This is a genomic window from Diaphorobacter caeni, assembly GCF_015354245.1.
GTDB classification, from domain to species: domain Bacteria; phylum Pseudomonadota; class Gammaproteobacteria; order Burkholderiales; family Burkholderiaceae_C; genus Diaphorobacter_A; species Diaphorobacter_A caeni.
Genome location: NZ_JADKYZ010000008.1, coordinates 236,498 through 251,351 on the forward strand (window position 1 = coordinate 236,498; position 14,854 = coordinate 251,351).

The 14,854-nt window shown below is 64.6% G+C and carries 12 protein-coding genes and 1 pseudogene; 8 read left to right on the plus strand and 5 right to left on the minus strand.

Translation table 11 applies throughout. From position 1 onward, the window contains the following. Nucleotides 1-164 precede the first annotated feature (164 nt). From ISG32_RS19950 to ISG32_RS19965, 4 genes are all read right to left on the minus strand, one after another. Nucleotides 165-1,157, minus strand: a complete 993-nt coding sequence (locus ISG32_RS19950; RefSeq protein WP_228529955.1) for a Bug family tripartite tricarboxylate transporter substrate binding protein — start codon at nucleotides 1,155-1,157, stop codon at nucleotides 165-167. Between the two features lie 305 nt (nucleotides 1,158-1,462). Next, nucleotides 1,463-2,920, minus strand: a complete 1,458-nt coding sequence (locus tag ISG32_RS19955) for a malonyl-CoA decarboxylase (RefSeq protein WP_194772760.1) — start codon at nucleotides 2,918-2,920, stop codon at nucleotides 1,463-1,465. Further along, complete coding sequence (locus ISG32_RS19960; protein WP_194772873.1) at nucleotides 2,917-3,585, minus strand: GntR family transcriptional regulator; 669 nt, start codon at nucleotides 3,583-3,585, stop codon at nucleotides 2,917-2,919. The genes ISG32_RS19955 and ISG32_RS19960 overlap by 4 nt, the downstream gene beginning before the upstream one ends. Before the next feature lie 162 nt (nucleotides 3,586-3,747). Then, nucleotides 3,748-4,587 (minus strand): DNA-binding transcriptional regulator, encoded by an 840-nt coding sequence (locus tag ISG32_RS19965; protein ID WP_194772761.1) that lies wholly within the window; start codon nucleotides 4,585-4,587, stop codon nucleotides 3,748-3,750. A 199-nt stretch (nucleotides 4,588-4,786) separates the two neighbouring features. Here ISG32_RS19965 and ISG32_RS19970 point away from each other — a divergent pair. From ISG32_RS19970 to ISG32_RS19990, 5 genes and pseudogenes are all read left to right on the plus strand, one after another. Next, nucleotides 4,787-6,561: pseudogene (locus tag ISG32_RS19970) on the plus strand (bifunctional 3-(3-hydroxy-phenyl)propionate/3-hydroxycinnamic acid hydroxylase). Next, on the plus strand, nucleotides 6,558-7,532 hold the full coding sequence (locus ISG32_RS19975) for a 3-carboxyethylcatechol 2,3-dioxygenase (protein ID WP_194772762.1): 975 nt from the start codon (nucleotides 6,558-6,560) through the stop codon (nucleotides 7,530-7,532). Before ISG32_RS19970 ends, ISG32_RS19975 begins: the two are co-directional and overlap by 4 nt. 38 nt (nucleotides 7,533-7,570) lie before the next feature. Then, complete coding sequence (mhpD, locus tag ISG32_RS19980; RefSeq protein WP_194772763.1) at nucleotides 7,571-8,374, plus strand: 2-keto-4-pentenoate hydratase; 804 nt, start codon at nucleotides 7,571-7,573, stop codon at nucleotides 8,372-8,374. 68 nt (nucleotides 8,375-8,442) lie between these two features. Beyond that, nucleotides 8,443-9,459, plus strand: coding sequence for a Bug family tripartite tricarboxylate transporter substrate binding protein (locus ISG32_RS19985; protein ID WP_194772764.1), 1,017 nt, complete (start codon nucleotides 8,443-8,445; stop codon nucleotides 9,457-9,459). A gap of 49 nt (nucleotides 9,460-9,508) precedes the next feature. Next, the gene (locus tag ISG32_RS19990) at nucleotides 9,509-10,378 is read left to right on the plus strand and encodes an alpha/beta fold hydrolase (RefSeq protein ID WP_194772765.1); all 870 of its coding nucleotides are present in this window, start codon (nucleotides 9,509-9,511) and stop codon (nucleotides 10,376-10,378) included. A gap of 576 nt (nucleotides 10,379-10,954) precedes the next feature. Here ISG32_RS19990 and lgt read toward each other — a convergent pair. Next, complete coding sequence (gene lgt, locus ISG32_RS19995) at nucleotides 10,955-11,773, minus strand: prolipoprotein diacylglyceryl transferase (protein ID WP_194772766.1); 819 nt, start codon at nucleotides 11,771-11,773, stop codon at nucleotides 10,955-10,957. 152 nt (nucleotides 11,774-11,925) lie between these two features. Between lgt and ISG32_RS20000 the strand changes: the two genes are divergently transcribed. The 3 genes from ISG32_RS20000 to bfr all read left to right on the plus strand — a co-directional run bounded on the left by ISG32_RS20000 (nucleotide 11,926) and on the right by bfr (nucleotide 14,838). Then, on the plus strand, nucleotides 11,926-12,972 hold the full coding sequence (locus ISG32_RS20000; RefSeq protein WP_194772767.1) for a GlxA family transcriptional regulator: 1,047 nt from the start codon (nucleotides 11,926-11,928) through the stop codon (nucleotides 12,970-12,972). Nucleotides 12,973-13,077: 105 nt separating this feature from the next. Further along, entirely contained in the window at nucleotides 13,078-14,283 is a 1,206-nt protein-coding gene (locus tag ISG32_RS20005) for an MFS transporter (protein WP_228529956.1), read from the plus strand. A 72-nt stretch (nucleotides 14,284-14,355) separates the two neighbouring features. After that, the gene (bfr, locus tag ISG32_RS20010; RefSeq protein ID WP_194772768.1) at nucleotides 14,356-14,838 is read left to right on the plus strand and encodes a bacterioferritin; all 483 of its coding nucleotides are present in this window, start codon (nucleotides 14,356-14,358) and stop codon (nucleotides 14,836-14,838) included. Nucleotides 14,839-14,854: the final 16 nt, after the last annotated feature.

Below are 14,854 nucleotides of genomic sequence, written 5' to 3' on the forward strand. Positions count from 1 at the left end.
ACAGCGGCAAGACAGCCCCTTGGCCGCGGCGCGCAGCCGCAGACAGTGGTTGATACGGCAAGGCTGCGCAACAAAGGACAAAGGACAAGGGGCTGTATCTCCGTCTCACCGGAGACGGCGGCCACCATCGCAGCCGCAAGGCTTCGTAAAGAAGAATGAAGGAATTACTCCAGCTTGGCGCCGGAGGCCTTGACCACTTGCGCCCAGCGCTTGACTTCGGCGCTGACCATCTTGCCGAACTCCTGCGACGTCAGCCCGCCGAATTCGGCGCCGTTGCTGGCCCAGGCCGCCTTCACTTCGTCGGCCTGGCCGAGCTTGTTGAACTCCTCGACGATGCGCGAGGCCATTTCCGGCGACGTGCCCTTGGGCGCCCACAGGCCATACCAGGTGGACACCGTGTAGTCGGGCAGCCCCATTTCGGCTGCGCAGGGCACGTCGGGCAGCGCGGGGTTGCGCTTGGCGCCCGAAACCAGCATCGGCTTGATGCGGCCGCCCTTGATGTGCGCGGCGGAGGAACCGAGGCCGTCGAACATCATGTCGACATTGCCGCCGATCAGATCCTGCAGCGCCGGGCCCGCGCCCCGGTAGGGAATGTGCGTGATGAAGGTGTTGGTCTGCAGCTTGAACAGCTCACCCGCCAGATGGTGCGAAGTGCCGGAGCCCGCCGAGGCGTAGTTGTACTTGCCTGGCTTGGCCTTGAGCATGGCGATGAATTCGTTGAAATCCTTGACGGTCACATTGCGCGGGTTGACCACGACGACCTGCGGCACCTTGGCCAGCAGCGCAATCGGCACGAAGTCCTTCTCGATGTCGTAGTCGAGCTTGGGGTACATCGACGGCGCGATCGCGTGGTGCACCGCGCCCATGAACAGGCCATAGCCGTCGTGCGGCAGCTTGGCCGCGATGCTCGCGCCGACCGTGCCGCCGGCTCCGCCCCGGTTGTCGATGATCAGCGTCTTGCCGGTGGACTTGGAGAACTGCGCGGCCAGCGGGCGCGCGAACGCATCGGTCCCCCCTCCCGCAGGAAACGGAACGACCACCGTCACCGGCTTGCTTGGCCAGCTCGCCGCGGCCGGATCGGCTGCGAAGCTGCGGCCCGCTCCGGTCATCACCAGACCCGCTGCGCCAGCGGCGCGCAGCACATCACGTCGTTGCATATTTCCTGACATATTGTTGTCTCTCCTCGTTCTTCTCGGTGGGTTGGATGACGCATGCGGCACGCAGCGTTGGCGCGACGCACACGCAAAAATGGGCAGCCCTCAATGATCCACAGATGTGAACATTTGTAGCCAATCGCTTTTGCTATTGACAAACTGACGTTCACATTCGTGTTCAACATCCATGGGCTTCCCCGAATAAAACGCAGCGGGGATGCCCACTCCCCGCGTGATGTCCAAAGCCTTGCTTCTGTAGCTCGGCTGCAGTGGCTGCAGCGAATGCGCCGATGCCGCAAATCCTGGAATCAATCGCGGCACAGCGCGTCGATCTCGCTCGAGACCGGCACGCGTCCCTCGTGCAACTGACTGCGGTGCTTGTCCAGTTTTTTGAGGTCGTAGAGATAGTTCACCATCATGCCGAACGACTGCTTCATGCCCTTGGACGACGGGTCACCGGCCCAGTTCAGGCGCTCGACGCGAGCACCGTTGCCGAGGTGAAAGCGCGCGACCGGATCGAGCGGCTTGTCTTCCACCAGCCCGCGCCCCAGATAACGTGCGGCGCACTCGGTGACGAACTGGCGCACGGGTGACTTGGCGTCGAGCTTGAGCGCATGCGCGTCGGCGGCGGCCAGCACATGGGCGGCCTGCGGCGGCTCGAAACCGACCGCGCGCCCCAGATCCGCCAAGCGCTTTTCATCGAGCAGCTCGAGTTGCTGCGCGCAGTTCTTGCCCAGCCACGAGCGGAAGCCGGGGATCGGCGACAGCGTCGCGAAGCGCTTGAGCTTGGGGAATTCTTCGGTGAGTGTCTCCACCACATGCTTGATCAGCGAGTCGCCGAAGCTCACGCCACGCAGACCGGTCTGCGTGTTGCTGATCGAATAGAAGATCGCGGTCGTCGCCTTGTTGAGGTCGGCGGCCTCGGCGGACTCGTCGAGCAGCGGCGTGATGCTGGACGACATGTCGGTGACCAGCGCCACTTCGACGAAGATCAGCGGCTCGTTGGGCAGGCGCGGATGGAAGAAGCCATAGCAACGGCGGTCGCTGTCGAGGCGGTTCTTGAGATCAGCCCAGCTGCGGATGTCGTGCACCGCCTCGTACTTGATGAGCTTTTCGATCAGTGACGCGGGCGAATCCCAGGACAGGCGCTTCAAGTCCAGAAACGCCACGTCGAACCAGGTCGCGAAGAGCTGCTCGAGCTCCGCCTCGAGCGGCATCAGTCGCTTGTCGCCCTTGAGGTGCGGCAGCAGATCGGCCCGCAGATCGACCAGAAAGCGCATGCCCTCCGGAAACACCGCGAAGCGCTGCAGCAGCCGGGTGCGCGGCGAGGTCAGCACACGGCGCAGCTGCGCCTCGGCCTGCGGGGCGTCGGGCGTGCCGACGGCGGCCTCGTACTTCTGCTGCGCGTTCTTCACGCGCGTCGCGTCAGGCGTGAACTGCTCGCACATCAGCAACCACAGATCGTGACGCTCCTCCGGCGAGGCCTCCGCATACCAGGCGGCAACGGCCTGGGCGCGGCGCCCGCCTTCCACCTCGCTCACGCGCGGCGCGACCACTTCCTGCAGATCGGCCAGCACGCGCCGAAGCGCACGCGGCGACAGCGCCTCGGTACCGCGCCGCAGCGTGGCCTCGAGCCGGTCATGCGTCGAGCGCGGCGCACCGGCCTCCTTGCCGGAGGCTTTGTCGGAAGAAGCATCGGACGATTTCGAGTCTCCCCCCATCAGGCGGGCGACGTTGCGGGACAACCAGGTGGTAGCGGCATTCATAGGGCGATCCGGGAAGAATGGAGGCGCGCCAGCTCGCGCAGCGCCTCGCGTTGGGCAAAAAGGTGATGGCGCATGGCCTGCTCGGCCGCATCGGGATTGCGGCTCTTGAGCGCGGCGAACACGGCCAGATGCTCAGAAAGACTGTTGTCGAGCCGCCCCGGCGCATGCAGTTGCTGCAGCCGCGCAAGGCGCAGGATCTTGCGCAGATCGCCGATGCTCTGCGCGAGCCAGCGGTTGTCGGCCAGGGTGATGAAGGCTTCGTGGATGGCCAGATTGGCCGCGTAGTATTCGTTGATGTCGCCCGCGTCGGCGTGGCGCTGCAGGCGCTCGTGCAGCAACCCAAGAGCGTTGATGTCGGCCTCTGTCGCCTTCTGCGTGGCCTCGTAGGCGGCACGCCCCTCGAGCAGGCCGATCACCGGAAAGATCTCGTCCACGTCCCGCTCCGTGATCTGTGCCACGAAGCATCCACGGCGCGGCTCATGCCGGGCCAGCCCCTCGGCCACCAGCACCTTGAGCGCCTCGCGCAGCGGCGTGCGCGAGATCTCCAGCCGCTCACACAGCCGCACCTCGTCCAGAAAGCTGCCGGGGGCAAGCGTTCCGTCGAAGATCAGTTCCCGCAGGCGTTCCGCGACCTGATCGTGCATGGAGTTGACAAGCGTGCGCATGGCTTCCTCGAATCCATCCAGAGACATCAATCGGCACATTCACATACAACGCGTTTCACCATCATCGCGCCGACATTGGTCGCCAACTGACGGCAATACGCATCCCCATGTGTAATTTTCCATAATTATGGATGCATATGGCGATCTATGCCACTCGGGTATTCACGCAGACTCGCCGTTGCCTTGCAGCCACGGGCGCATGTCTTTTCCGATGCGCACCGCCAGACGCTTGAGGCGCGGCAGATACCTGATTTCCAGTTCACCGGATGACACGGCCGCGCGCGGAAAGATCAGATTGATGCCTCCCACCAGCCGGCCCGCGCAGAGGATCGGCACACCGATGGCACCGACCGCGGCTTCTCGATCCCAGTCACCGTCATTCACAGCATAGCCGCGTTCACGGGTGTCGGCGATCAGCCGATCGACGGCGGCACGGTCGCGGGCCATCTCGCCCACCGCGTCGTCGCGCTGCACCAACAAGGCGAGCAGCCCTTCCAGCTCGGCCTGCGAGCAGGCCGCCAGATAGGCGCGGCCCATGGCCGTGAAGAACAGCGGCAGCTTCTCGCCAATCATTCCGCGATGCTGAGACAGCAGGCTGAAGCGGTGCGTGCTCTCGCGCACCACCATGAAGCCGCCCTCCAGCGCACCCAGATCACAAGGCCACATCAGGTCCGGAAGCGCCGCCCGCATCAGCGGCAGCGCGACCTGATCGACCCAGTCGTCATGCACGAATCCTTCGCTCAGGCTGCGCACGGCGAACGTCAGGTAGTACTGCCCTTCCTTCTCGCCGCGCCGAACGAACCCATCGGCACGCAAGGTCTCGAGCAGGCGCTTGACGGTCGTGCGATGCACGCCACAGACCTGCGCGATTTCGGTGGTCGAGGCGATGCCGCCCGGTGCGCGGTTCAGTGCCTGCAGCACCTGAAGCCCGCGCGAGAGGCTGCGCACTTCCTTGTAGTCGGCATCGGCAGACGAGGCCGGAATCCCGCGTCGTGTCGTCATGAAAGACTTTTCCTGGAGCGTGTGTCGATCTCGGCACGAGGCCGCGCCTGAAAGACCGTGTGGAGATCGCAAACACGTTCTTAAGGGTTAGCTCGCGGAATTATGTGCACCTGGTGCACGCAGTTCTCAGTGTACCGGCAGGCCTTGAGAATCATCAAAGCTTATCGCCTTTCACTGATATTTCTCACGGAGACGCCCCATGACAGCCACCCCAACGAGACAGCATGCATCCGACTCGCACGACGTGATCATCGTCGGCGCGGGCCCGGTGGGTTTGACCATCGCCAACATACTCGGCATCGCAGGCGTCAGCGTGCTGGTGGTCGAGAAGCTCGATCAGGTCATTGACTACCCGCGCGCCATCGGCATCGACGACGAAGCACTGCGCACGCTGCAGGCCGCAGGACTCGCTGATCAGGTGCAGGCCCACATCACGCCCGATCACTGGATGCGCTTCTACACCGCGAGCGGTCAGTGCTTCGCCTCCATCGAGCCGCGCACCGACGAGTTCGGCTGGTCGCGCCGCAATGCGTTCATCCAGCCGCAGGTCGACGAGATCCTGTACCAGGGCCTCAAGCGCTTCCCGCACGTGCAAGTGCTGTTCGGCCATGAACTCCAGCAGTTCTCGCAGAACGACGCGGGCGTGCAAGCCACCATCAAGAGCGGTGACGGCAGCGAGCGCAGCGTGTCCGCCCGCTATCTGGTCGCCTGCGACGGCGGCAACAGCCTCGTGCGCCGCACACTCAACGTGCCCTATAAGGGCGCACCAAACCCAACCAATGGATCGTCGTCGACGTGCGCAACGACCCGCTCGGCACGCCGCACATCGACATGCACTGCGACCCCGAGCGTCCCTATGTCTCGGCCGCCCTGCCCCACGGCATCCGCCGCTTCGAGTTCATGGTGATGCCCGGCGAGACCGAGGAAGAGCTCTCCAAGCCCGAGAACCTCGCCAAGCTCATGCAGAAGGTCGTCGCCGATCCCGACAAGGTGGACTACATCCGCAAGCGCGTCTACACCCACAACGCCCGCCTTGCCGCGCGCTTTCGCGTGGGCCGCATCCTGCTGGCGGGCGACGCTGCGCACATCATGCCCGTGTGGCAGGGACAGGGCTACAACAGCGGCATGCGCGACGCGGGCAATCTCGCATGGAAGCTCGCGATGGTCGTCCAGGGCCAGGCCGACGCCGCGCTGCTCGACAGCTACGAGCAGGAGCGCCGCGCCCACGCACGCAGCATGATCCACCTCTCCGAAGTCGCGGGCGACATCTTCGCGCCCGAAAGCCACACGGTGGCCAAAGTGCGCGACACCGCCATGCTCGCGCTCAACGTGCTGCCGCCCGTCAAGCAGTACTTCGCCGAGATGCGCTTCAAGCCCATGCCGCGCTACGAACAGGGCGTGGTGCTGCACCAGACCGCCACCACCAATCGCGGCGCGAAGATGCCGTTCGGCGGGCTGCTCGACGGCTCGGGCGACACGCCGATGAGCCGCCTGCTCGGCCTGATGGCGGAGAAGAAGGAATCACTGGTCGGTCGCCTCGTGCATGGTCTGCAGGTGCCCGAGCCCAGCCCCATCGGCCGCATGTTCATCCAGCCGCGCGTCACCACCACATCCGGCGACACCATGCGCCTCGACGATGTCATAGGCCTGCACTTCGCCGTCATCGCCTGGGGCACGGACCCGGGCTATGGCATGGACGAGTCCGCGCTCGAATTCTGGCGACGTCTCGGCGCGCGCCTCATCCGCGTGATGCCGAGCGTGCAACTCCAGCATTCATCGCCGACGGGAGACGGCGTCATCACGCTCGGCGATGCCCAGGGCCGCATCAAGGAGTGGTTCAGCACGCAGTCCAAATCCATCGTCTTCGTAAGACCCGACCGCTTCGTCGCCGCGCTCGCTTCGCCGCAGGAAGTCTCGGACGTGACCGAGCAACTGGCCCACGCGATGCACGCCCGCATGGAGGTGCACGCATGACCTACACCGCCTCTCCCCAACGCGCCAGCCGCGCTTTTCTGGGCATGTCGCATTCACCGCTGCTGGGCCTCAACCACATCGATGACGAGGACCAGATGGCCATCGACGTTGCCGTGAGCGCCGCTCGCACCTTCGTGCACGAGTTCGCGCCCGAGCTCATCGTGCTGATCGGCCCCGACCACTACAACGGCTTCTTCAACGAGCTCATGCCCCCGTTCTGCATCGGCTCCGAGGCCACGGCCGTAGGCGACTACCTGTCTCCCGCCGGCCCGCTCAACGTCGCGCAGGACCAGGCGCTCGCGCTTGCCAGTCACCTGATGGACGACGATTTCGACATGGCGGTGTCGCGCCGCATGCGGGTCGATCATGGATTCTCGCAGGCGCTGCAGTTCCTGTGGGACGACGAGATGAACACGCCGCCCGTCATCCCGATGTTCGTGAACTCCGTCGCGCAGCCGAGCATCGCGCGCCTCTCGCGCTGCCGCGCGCTGGGCCAGAGCATCGGCCGATTTCTCGACACCTTGCCCCAGCGCACGCTGCTGATCGGCTCGGGCGGCCTGTCGCACGAACCGCCGGTGCCCACCATGGAACACCCCGATCCGGCGATTCGCGAGCGCATCACCGACAAGCGAACGCCCACCCAGCAGGAGCGCGACGCCAAGACCGAGCGCGTGAAAGCCGCCGGCATGGCGCTTGCCAACGGCGAAGCGTGGATGAAGCCGCTCAACCCCGAATGGGACCGCCACTGGATGCACGCCATGGCAAGCGGTGAACTCGATGCGCTCTGCGCGACGAGCGAGGAATCCATATCGAAAGAAGCAGGCAACTCCGCGCACGAATCCAAGACGTGGCTCGTCGCCCGCAGCGCCCTGCCGCTGAATACCGAACTGCCCTGCCCGCTCCAGTCCTACCGCTGCATGCCCGCGCTGATCGCGGGCTACGGCGTGATGTTCATGCATACCAAGAACTGAACGCATCCGCCGAATTCAAACCATCCCTTCAACGCTCCATGAACGCTCCAACCCAAGACATCGCACGCTGGGCAGAACGCCTTCGCGAGGCCGAGGCCAATGCAACCCCCATCGCGCCACTGCGCGATGAAATTCCCGACAACGAGACGGCCTACGCCGTGCAGCTCGCCAACGTGCGCCACGCCCAATCGCAGGGTCGCCGCATCGTCGGCCGCAAGATCGGCCTGACCTCGCTCGCCGTGCAAAAGCAGCTTGGCGTAGACCAGCCCGACTTCGGCACGCTGTTCGCCGACATGGTCCATGGCGATGATGAAGTCATCCCACTCACACGCACGCTGCAGCCCAAGGTCGAGGCCGAGGTCGCGCTGGTGCTTGAGCGCGATCTCGATCTGGTCGACGCCACTCTGGTCGACGTGATCAACGCAACCGCCTATGTACTGCCTGCCATCGAAATCGTCAGCAGCCGCATCGCCCAGTGGAACATCCGCTTCATCGACACCGTCGCCGACAACGCGTCGAGCGGCCTCGTCGTGCTCGGCGGCGTGCCCACCAAGCTCAACGCGCTCGATCTCAAGCTCTGCGAGATGACGATGACGCGCGGCACCGGCACCGACATTGGCACAGACATCGTCTCCACCGGCAACGGCGCCGCCTGTCTCGGCCATCCGCTCAACGCCAGCGTGTGGCTGGCGCGCAAGCTCGCAAGCCTCGGCACGCCGCTGCGCGCGGGCGATCTCGTGTTGACCGGCGCACTCGGTCCGATGGTGCCTGTGCTGCCGGGTGACCGCTTCGAGGCTCGCATCTCCGGCGTGGGCTGCGTGCGCGCCCAATTCGGCCATTGAGCCTCACTTTTTCCCGCTCCCGACAGGACGTTCAAACGTCCATCCCAAAAGACCACAGAGACATCATCATGCGCAATCGTCGTCGCTCCTTTTCCATCCGCTCCGCCACCTCTGCCCTGACCCTGGCCGTCGGCATCGCACTGCTCCCTGTTGGCGCGCAGGCGCAGTCCACGGCGGCCAAGGGCAGCTTCCCGACCAAGGCCATCACCATCGTCGTGCCGTTTCCCGCTGGCGGCATCACGGACAACGTGACCCGCACGCTCGCCACCAAGGTCAGTGACCAGCTCGGCAAGCCCGTCATCGTCGACAACCGCCCTGGCGGCGGCGGCCAGATCGCTGCGGGCGCCGTGCGCCAGCAGCCCGCGGACGGCCACACCCTCTTCGTCGCCGCCACCGAAATGTTCGCGATCAACCCCACGCTGTACCGCAACTTCTCGTACGACCCCAACAAGGACTTCACGCCCGTCACTCCGCTGGCCTCGTCGCCGCTGGTGCTGGTCGTACCTGCCAACAGCCCTATGAGCAGCCTGAACGACGTGATCCAGCAGGCCAAGTCGCGCACCAACGGCCTCACCTTCGCATCGCAGGGCGTGGGCTCCATCGGCCACCTGCTCGGAGAAATGTTCCGCACCAAGGTCGGCGGCAACTTCAGCCATGTCGCCTACAAGGGCTCTGCCCCTGCGCTGCAGGACGTGATGGGTGGCCAGGTCGACTTCATGTTCGATCCGGTCATCACCACCGCCCCGCTGATCGCGGGCAAGCGCCTCAAGCCCGTCGCCATCGCCGCCGACAAGCGCTCGCCGCAGATGCCCGACGTCCCCACCGTCGCCGAGCTCGGCGTGAACGGCATCAACGCCGGCGTGTGGTTCGGCGCCGTCGTGAAGGCCGGCACGCCCGCTCCCATCGTGCAACGCCTGAACCAGGCCTTCGCCGCCGCATTGAAGGACCCCGACGTGGTCAAGCGCTTCAACGACCAGGGCATGCAGAGCTTCGCCTCCTCGCCCGAAGACTTTGGCAAGTACATGCGCAACGAGCAGATGCGCTGGTCAGCGCTCGTCAAGGCCAGCGGCGCCTCCATCGACTGAAGACGGCACAACCGGCCGCCCAAGAGACACACAGCAAAAGGACATCGACATGACCACGGAAATCACCGAAGCAGCGACCAGCCGCTTCATCACCATCAACGGCGTCACCGAAGACGGCAAGCCCCTGCAACTGCACTACAACGACGTCGGCACGGGCGAACAAGTCGTGGTCATGCTCCACGGTTCCGGCCCCGGTGCGAGCGGCTGGGCGAATTTCCATCGCAACATCGAGCCGCTCATCAGCGCGGGCTACCGCGTCATCCTGCTCGACTGCCCCGGCTGGAGCAAGAGCGACACCATCATCAGCACTGGCTCGCGCAGCGATCTGAATGCCCGCTGCCTGAAAGCGGTGCTCGACCAGCTCGGCATCGCCAAGGTCCACATCATCGGCAACTCCATGGGCGCCCACAGCGCGGTCGGCTTCGCGCTCGCCAACCCGCAAAACGTCGACAAGCTCATCCTCATGGGCGGCGGCACCGGTGGCCCCAGCCAGTTCGTGCCCATGCCGACCGAAGGCATCAAGCTCATCGGTGCGCTCTACCGCGACCCCACGGTCGAGAATCTCAAGCGCATGATGAACGTCTTCGTCTACGACGCGAGCAGCCTCACGGAAGAGCTGTACCAACAGCGCCTGGCCAACATCCTCGCGCGCCGCGACCATCTGGAGAATTTCGTCAAGAGCCTGCAGGTCTTTCCGAAGCAGTTCAGCGACTACGGGCACCGGCTCCCGGAGATCAAGGCCCAGACCTTGGTGATCTGGGGGCGCGATGACCGTTTCGTGCCGCTGGACGTGGGACTGCGCGTGATCTGGGGGATTCCGAATGCGGAGATGCACATCTTCAACCAGTGCGGGCACTGGGCGCAGTGGGAACATGCGGAGGTGTTCAACTCGATGGTGCGGGAGTTTCTTGCGCGTTGATTTCTCTACGCGTTGAAATACTGTTTTGTTGACTTGGCGTGGTTTGGCTGGGGGGTTGCTTACGGAGGCCGGGACTGCCTCCGGCGGGGCAATCACTTTTTGCTTGCGCGCAAAAAGTAATCAAAAACGCGCTTGGAAGTCATCCGGCAGAACTCGCTTTGCGCTGCGCGCGCCGCTCGGACAACCGCCGGAGATCAGTTTTGAAGAGGTGTGTCGGCACATCGCTTCGCTCGTGCCGGGGTGTTTGCATAGCTGCGTTAGGACTCGAACGCCCACTGCTCTTTTGAGTGTGCAATGCTGAAGCGACTGTTCGCAAATAAGGCTGCTCTCGCCCTCCCGCATCTCGCGAAGTCGCGAGATGCCCGGCACGAGCGAAGCAACGTGCCGAACACACCTCTTATGAAATATCTAGCTCGCGGCGGTTGTCCGAACGAAGCGACGCAGGAGCGAAGTGAGTTCTGCCGCGGGTATTGAAAAGCGCGTTTTTGGTTACTTTTTGCGCGCAAGCAAAAAGTGACTCCGCCGCCGGGCGGAACTCCCGGCCTCCGCCCCCAGCACAAGCAGCAGAAGAAAAATTCAAGAACGCTGCTTGTGAGCCCACCCCCACATGGCAGCCCCCGCCAGAATCATAGGCAAGCACAACCACTGCCCCATGCTCAGCCCCAAAGACAGAATCCCGAGGAAGTCATCCGGCTCCCGGAAGTACTCCGCGATGAAGCGGAACACGCCATAGCCGACAAGAAAAGCCGCCGACACCTCCCCCAGCTTCCGTGGCTTGCGCGCGTACAGCCACAAGAGGATGAACAGCAGCAAGCCCTCCATCAGCACTTGGTAAATCTGCGAAGGATGCCGGGGCAGCATCGAGCCGCTCTGGGGGAACACCATGCCCCACGGCAGATCGGGTGACGAGAAGCGGCCCCAGAGTTCGCCGTTGATGAAGTTGCCGATGCGTCCGGCGGCAAGGCCGGTGGGGACGCAGGGTGCGATGAAGTCGGTCACTTCGAGCCATGGACGTTTGCGCGAGTGGGCGAACCAGATCATCGAGGCGATCACGCCGAGCATGCCGCCGTGAAAGCTCATTCCGCCCTGCCAGACGAAGAAGATTTCCAGCGGATGCGACAGATAGTAGCCCGGCTTGTAGAACAGGCAATAGCCGAGCCGTCCACCCACGACCACGCCGACGACGCCGAGGAACAGGATGTCCTCCACATCCTTGCGTGTCCAAGCGCGCTCTCCGGTCATGGATGCGTAGGGTTCGTGCTTCAGGCGTCGTGTGCCGAGGAACATGAACAGGCCGAAAGCGACCAGATAGGTGATGCCATACCAGTGGATGGCGAGCGGGCCGAGTTGCAGGGCCACGGGATCGATATGCGGGTACATCAGCATGGGCGGCATTGTGCCGCATGCGCCTGTCCGCATCGGGCATCACGGGTTTGCAACGGACGCTCGATGCGGATCGTTCGGCCGATCGTGCAGACGCACAAACTGGCAGAATCTGTGCGATCGATGTCCTTGCTGCCACATTGAATCCGCCGCACACTGAGCCCATGCCAAGGAACACCACGCCATCCCCTGCCGCCCACCCTCCACGCGCCGACGAAGGCCATCTTGTGGTCTGCGTCGGGTATGAAGGTGCGATGATTCTCGACATCGTCGGGCCGCTGCAGGTGTTCGCGACGGCCAACGACATCCGCATCAAGCAGGGACTGGGGGCCTGGTATCAGACGCTGCTGGTTGCGGACGACGCAAGCGGCACGGTGAGCACCTCGAGCGGCATCCGGATGCTGGCCGATGGCAGTTGGCGCGGTCTGGATCTGCCCACCAACTCCACGGTGTTGATTCCCGGCGGCGACGGCATTGACGTGATCCAGCATGACGAGGCGCTGCGGGCATGGCTACAGCACATCGAGCCGCGCGTGATGCGGCTCGGCTCCGTCTGCTCGGGCGCGCTGGTGCTGGCGCGCGCGGGGCTGCTCGATGGCATGGCGGCGACCACGCACTGGTGCCGGGTCGATCAACTGCGCGAGATGAAGCCCGACATCGCGGTGGACGGCGACCGGCTGCACACCTTCGAAGCCGGGCATCCGGTCTACGGCCATCTGTTCACCTCGGCCGGAGTGACGGCGGGCATCGATCTGGCGCTGGCGCTGGTTGAGGCCGATCTGGGCCGTGCGAGCGCGCTTGCAGTTGCGCGGCAACTGGTGATGTTCATGCGACGGCCCGGCGGTCAGGCTCAGTTCAGCCCGCTGCTCGCGCCCGAGACCACGCAGGCCCCGCGTCTGGCGCAACTGCTTGACTGGATTCCCGGGCAGATCGGCTCCGACCTCAGCGTGGACCGTCTGGCCGAGCAATCCTGCCTGCCACCACGCACGCTCGCACGGGTGTTTCAAAAGGAGCTGGGCACCACGCCCGCGAAGTATGTGGAGCGCGTGCGCGTCGAGGCCGCCTCGGCCCTGCTCGGACAGCAGCAGGCGAGCGTGGCCACCGTCGCCCGGCTCTGCGGGTTTGGACATCCGGAAAACCTGCGCCGCAGCTTCCACAAGCATCTCGCGGTGAGCCCGCAGGCCTTTGCCGAGCGCTTCGGCTCCGGCTGATTTCACTCCGCGACACCCTCCGTCCCCGCTTCATTTCCGCAGTGCCGAGCGTGCTGCGGCCGGGCTTTCCTGCGCCCTTGGTTTTCTCCGTGGAGTCCACCTCTCATGATGATTCTTCGCCGCCATCCCCAACTCGCCGTGCTCAGCGCGGCCCAGGCCCTCTACTGGTCCTGCTCCATCATCGGCATCGCGCTGACGGCGCTGATCGGCCAGCGCCTTGCGCCATCGTCACTTCTCGCGACGCTGCCGCTGGCATTGCTGGTGCTCGGCAATCTGCTGGCCGTGGGCGCGCTCGCGCGCTGGATGCAACTGCGCGGACGAAGACGTGGCTTGCAGCGCGGCGCGGTGTTCGGCATCGCGGCCGGGTTGCTGGCCGCCTATGCCGTGCATGCAGGGAGCTTTCTGCTGTTTTGCTGCGCGATGCTGCTGCTCGGCGTGTACCAGGCATCTGCCGGGTTCTACCGGTTTGCCGCGCTCGACGGTATCGACGCGCAGCACAAGGGTCGCGCCGCCGCCTGGGTGGTGGCGGGTGGCATCGCCGCTGCCCTGTTCGCCCCCGGCGTGGCGCTGCACGCGGTGAACTGGCTTGCCACGCCGATGGCCGGAGCCTATGTGTTCATCTCGGTGCTGGCGCTGTGCGCCTTTCTGCTGTTGAACTGGCTGCCGGAAAACGCCGTCGCATCGCCCGCCAACGCACGACCCGCACCCTCCAGCAAGGAGCTGCGCCGTGACCTCTGGTCGCGCCCCGCCGTGCGTCAGGCGCTGTGCATCACGGCTTGCGGACATGGGCTGATGATTCTGGTGATGAATGCCACGCCGCTCGCCATGCACGGCCACGGCCATGCGCTGGCGACATCGACGCACGTGATCCAGTGGCATGTGCTCGGCATGTTTCTGCCATCGCTGATGGCGGGCTCGCTGGTCGATCGCTGGGGCGCGCGGCCGGTCGCGTGGATCGGCGCTCTGCTGCTCGCCGCCAGTGCGGCACTGGCATTGAGCGGGCTGTCGGCCACGCTGTTTCTCGTCAGCTCGCTGCTGCTGGGTGCAGGCTGGAATCTGATGCTGCTTGCGGGCACCACTTTGCTGACGCTCGCGCATTCGGCCGAAGAGCGCGCCACCGCGCAGCCGATGATGGAATGGACCAACAGCGCCGTCGCGGCCATCATGTCGTTCAGTTGCGGCGCGCTGATGCAGACGCTCGGCTGGCAGGCGATCAATGTGTTCGCGCTGGTCGTTCTGGTGGGGGTCGCCTGGTGGCTCCGCAGGCCCATGAATGCGAGTCAGAATCACCCAATTCGCAATCTCGGTTAATTGATTTTGCGATGGGCGATTCGGCCGTCATACTTCGGGTTTATCAGTATCCCAAAAAGAAAGAAGATCACCATGCAAGGTATCCCCGAAGTCATCGAAAGCCTCAAGGAATTGCTGCGCGGCGAGCTGGCCGCTCGCGACCAGTATTTCATCCATTCGCGCCAATACGAAGATCAGGGCTTCGTGCGCCTGTACGAGCGCATCGGCCATGAGATGGAAGAGGAAACCGCGCACGCCGACGCCATCCTGCGCCGCATCCTGATGCTCGAAGGCAAGCCCGACATGCGCCCGCACCCATTCGAGCCCGGCGACACCGTGGTCGAGATGCTCAAGAAGGATCTCGAGACCGAATACACCGTGCGCGCCAACCTCAAGGCCACCATGGCGCTGTGCGAGCAGCACAAGGATTACGTGAGCCGCGACATCCTGCTGGCCCAGCTGCGCGACACCGAGGAAGACCACGCCTACTGGCTCGAAAAGCAACTCGGCCTGATCGATCTGATCGGCCTTCAGAACTATCTGCAGACACAATCGTCGCCCTCCGCTGGCGCCTGATCTCGGTGCGGGAAGA

What these genes read in the sequence shown, in the direction of transcription:
- ISG32_RS19950 (WP_228529955.1), bottom strand. Translation starts at nt 1,157, where the DNA reads ATGCAACGACGTGATGTGCTGCGCGCCGCTGGCGCAGCGGGTCTGGTG.
- ISG32_RS19955 (WP_194772760.1), bottom strand. Translation starts at nt 2,920, where the DNA reads ATGAATGCCGCTACCACCTGGTTGTCCCGCAACGTCGCCCGCCTGATG.
- ISG32_RS19960 (WP_194772873.1), bottom strand. Translation starts at nt 3,585, where the DNA reads ATGCGCACGCTTGTCAACTCCATGCACGATCAGGTCGCGGAACGCCTG.
- ISG32_RS19965 (WP_194772761.1), bottom strand. Translation starts at nt 4,587, where the DNA reads ATGACGACACGACGCGGGATTCCGGCCTCGTCTGCCGATGCCGACTAC.
- ISG32_RS19975 (WP_194772762.1), top strand. Translation starts at nt 6,558, where the DNA reads ATGACCTACACCGCCTCTCCCCAACGCGCCAGCCGCGCTTTTCTGGGC.
- mhpD (WP_194772763.1), top strand. Translation starts at nt 7,571, where the DNA reads ATGAACGCTCCAACCCAAGACATCGCACGCTGGGCAGAACGCCTTCGC.
- ISG32_RS19985 (WP_194772764.1), top strand. Translation starts at nt 8,443, where the DNA reads ATGCGCAATCGTCGTCGCTCCTTTTCCATCCGCTCCGCCACCTCTGCC.
- ISG32_RS19990 (WP_194772765.1), top strand. Translation starts at nt 9,509, where the DNA reads ATGACCACGGAAATCACCGAAGCAGCGACCAGCCGCTTCATCACCATC.
- lgt (WP_194772766.1), bottom strand. Translation starts at nt 11,773, where the DNA reads ATGCCGCCCATGCTGATGTACCCGCATATCGATCCCGTGGCCCTGCAA.
- ISG32_RS20000 (WP_194772767.1), top strand. Translation starts at nt 11,926, where the DNA reads ATGCCAAGGAACACCACGCCATCCCCTGCCGCCCACCCTCCACGCGCC.
- ISG32_RS20005 (WP_228529956.1), top strand. Translation starts at nt 13,078, where the DNA reads ATGATGATTCTTCGCCGCCATCCCCAACTCGCCGTGCTCAGCGCGGCC.
- bfr (WP_194772768.1), top strand. Translation starts at nt 14,356, where the DNA reads ATGCAAGGTATCCCCGAAGTCATCGAAAGCCTCAAGGAATTGCTGCGC.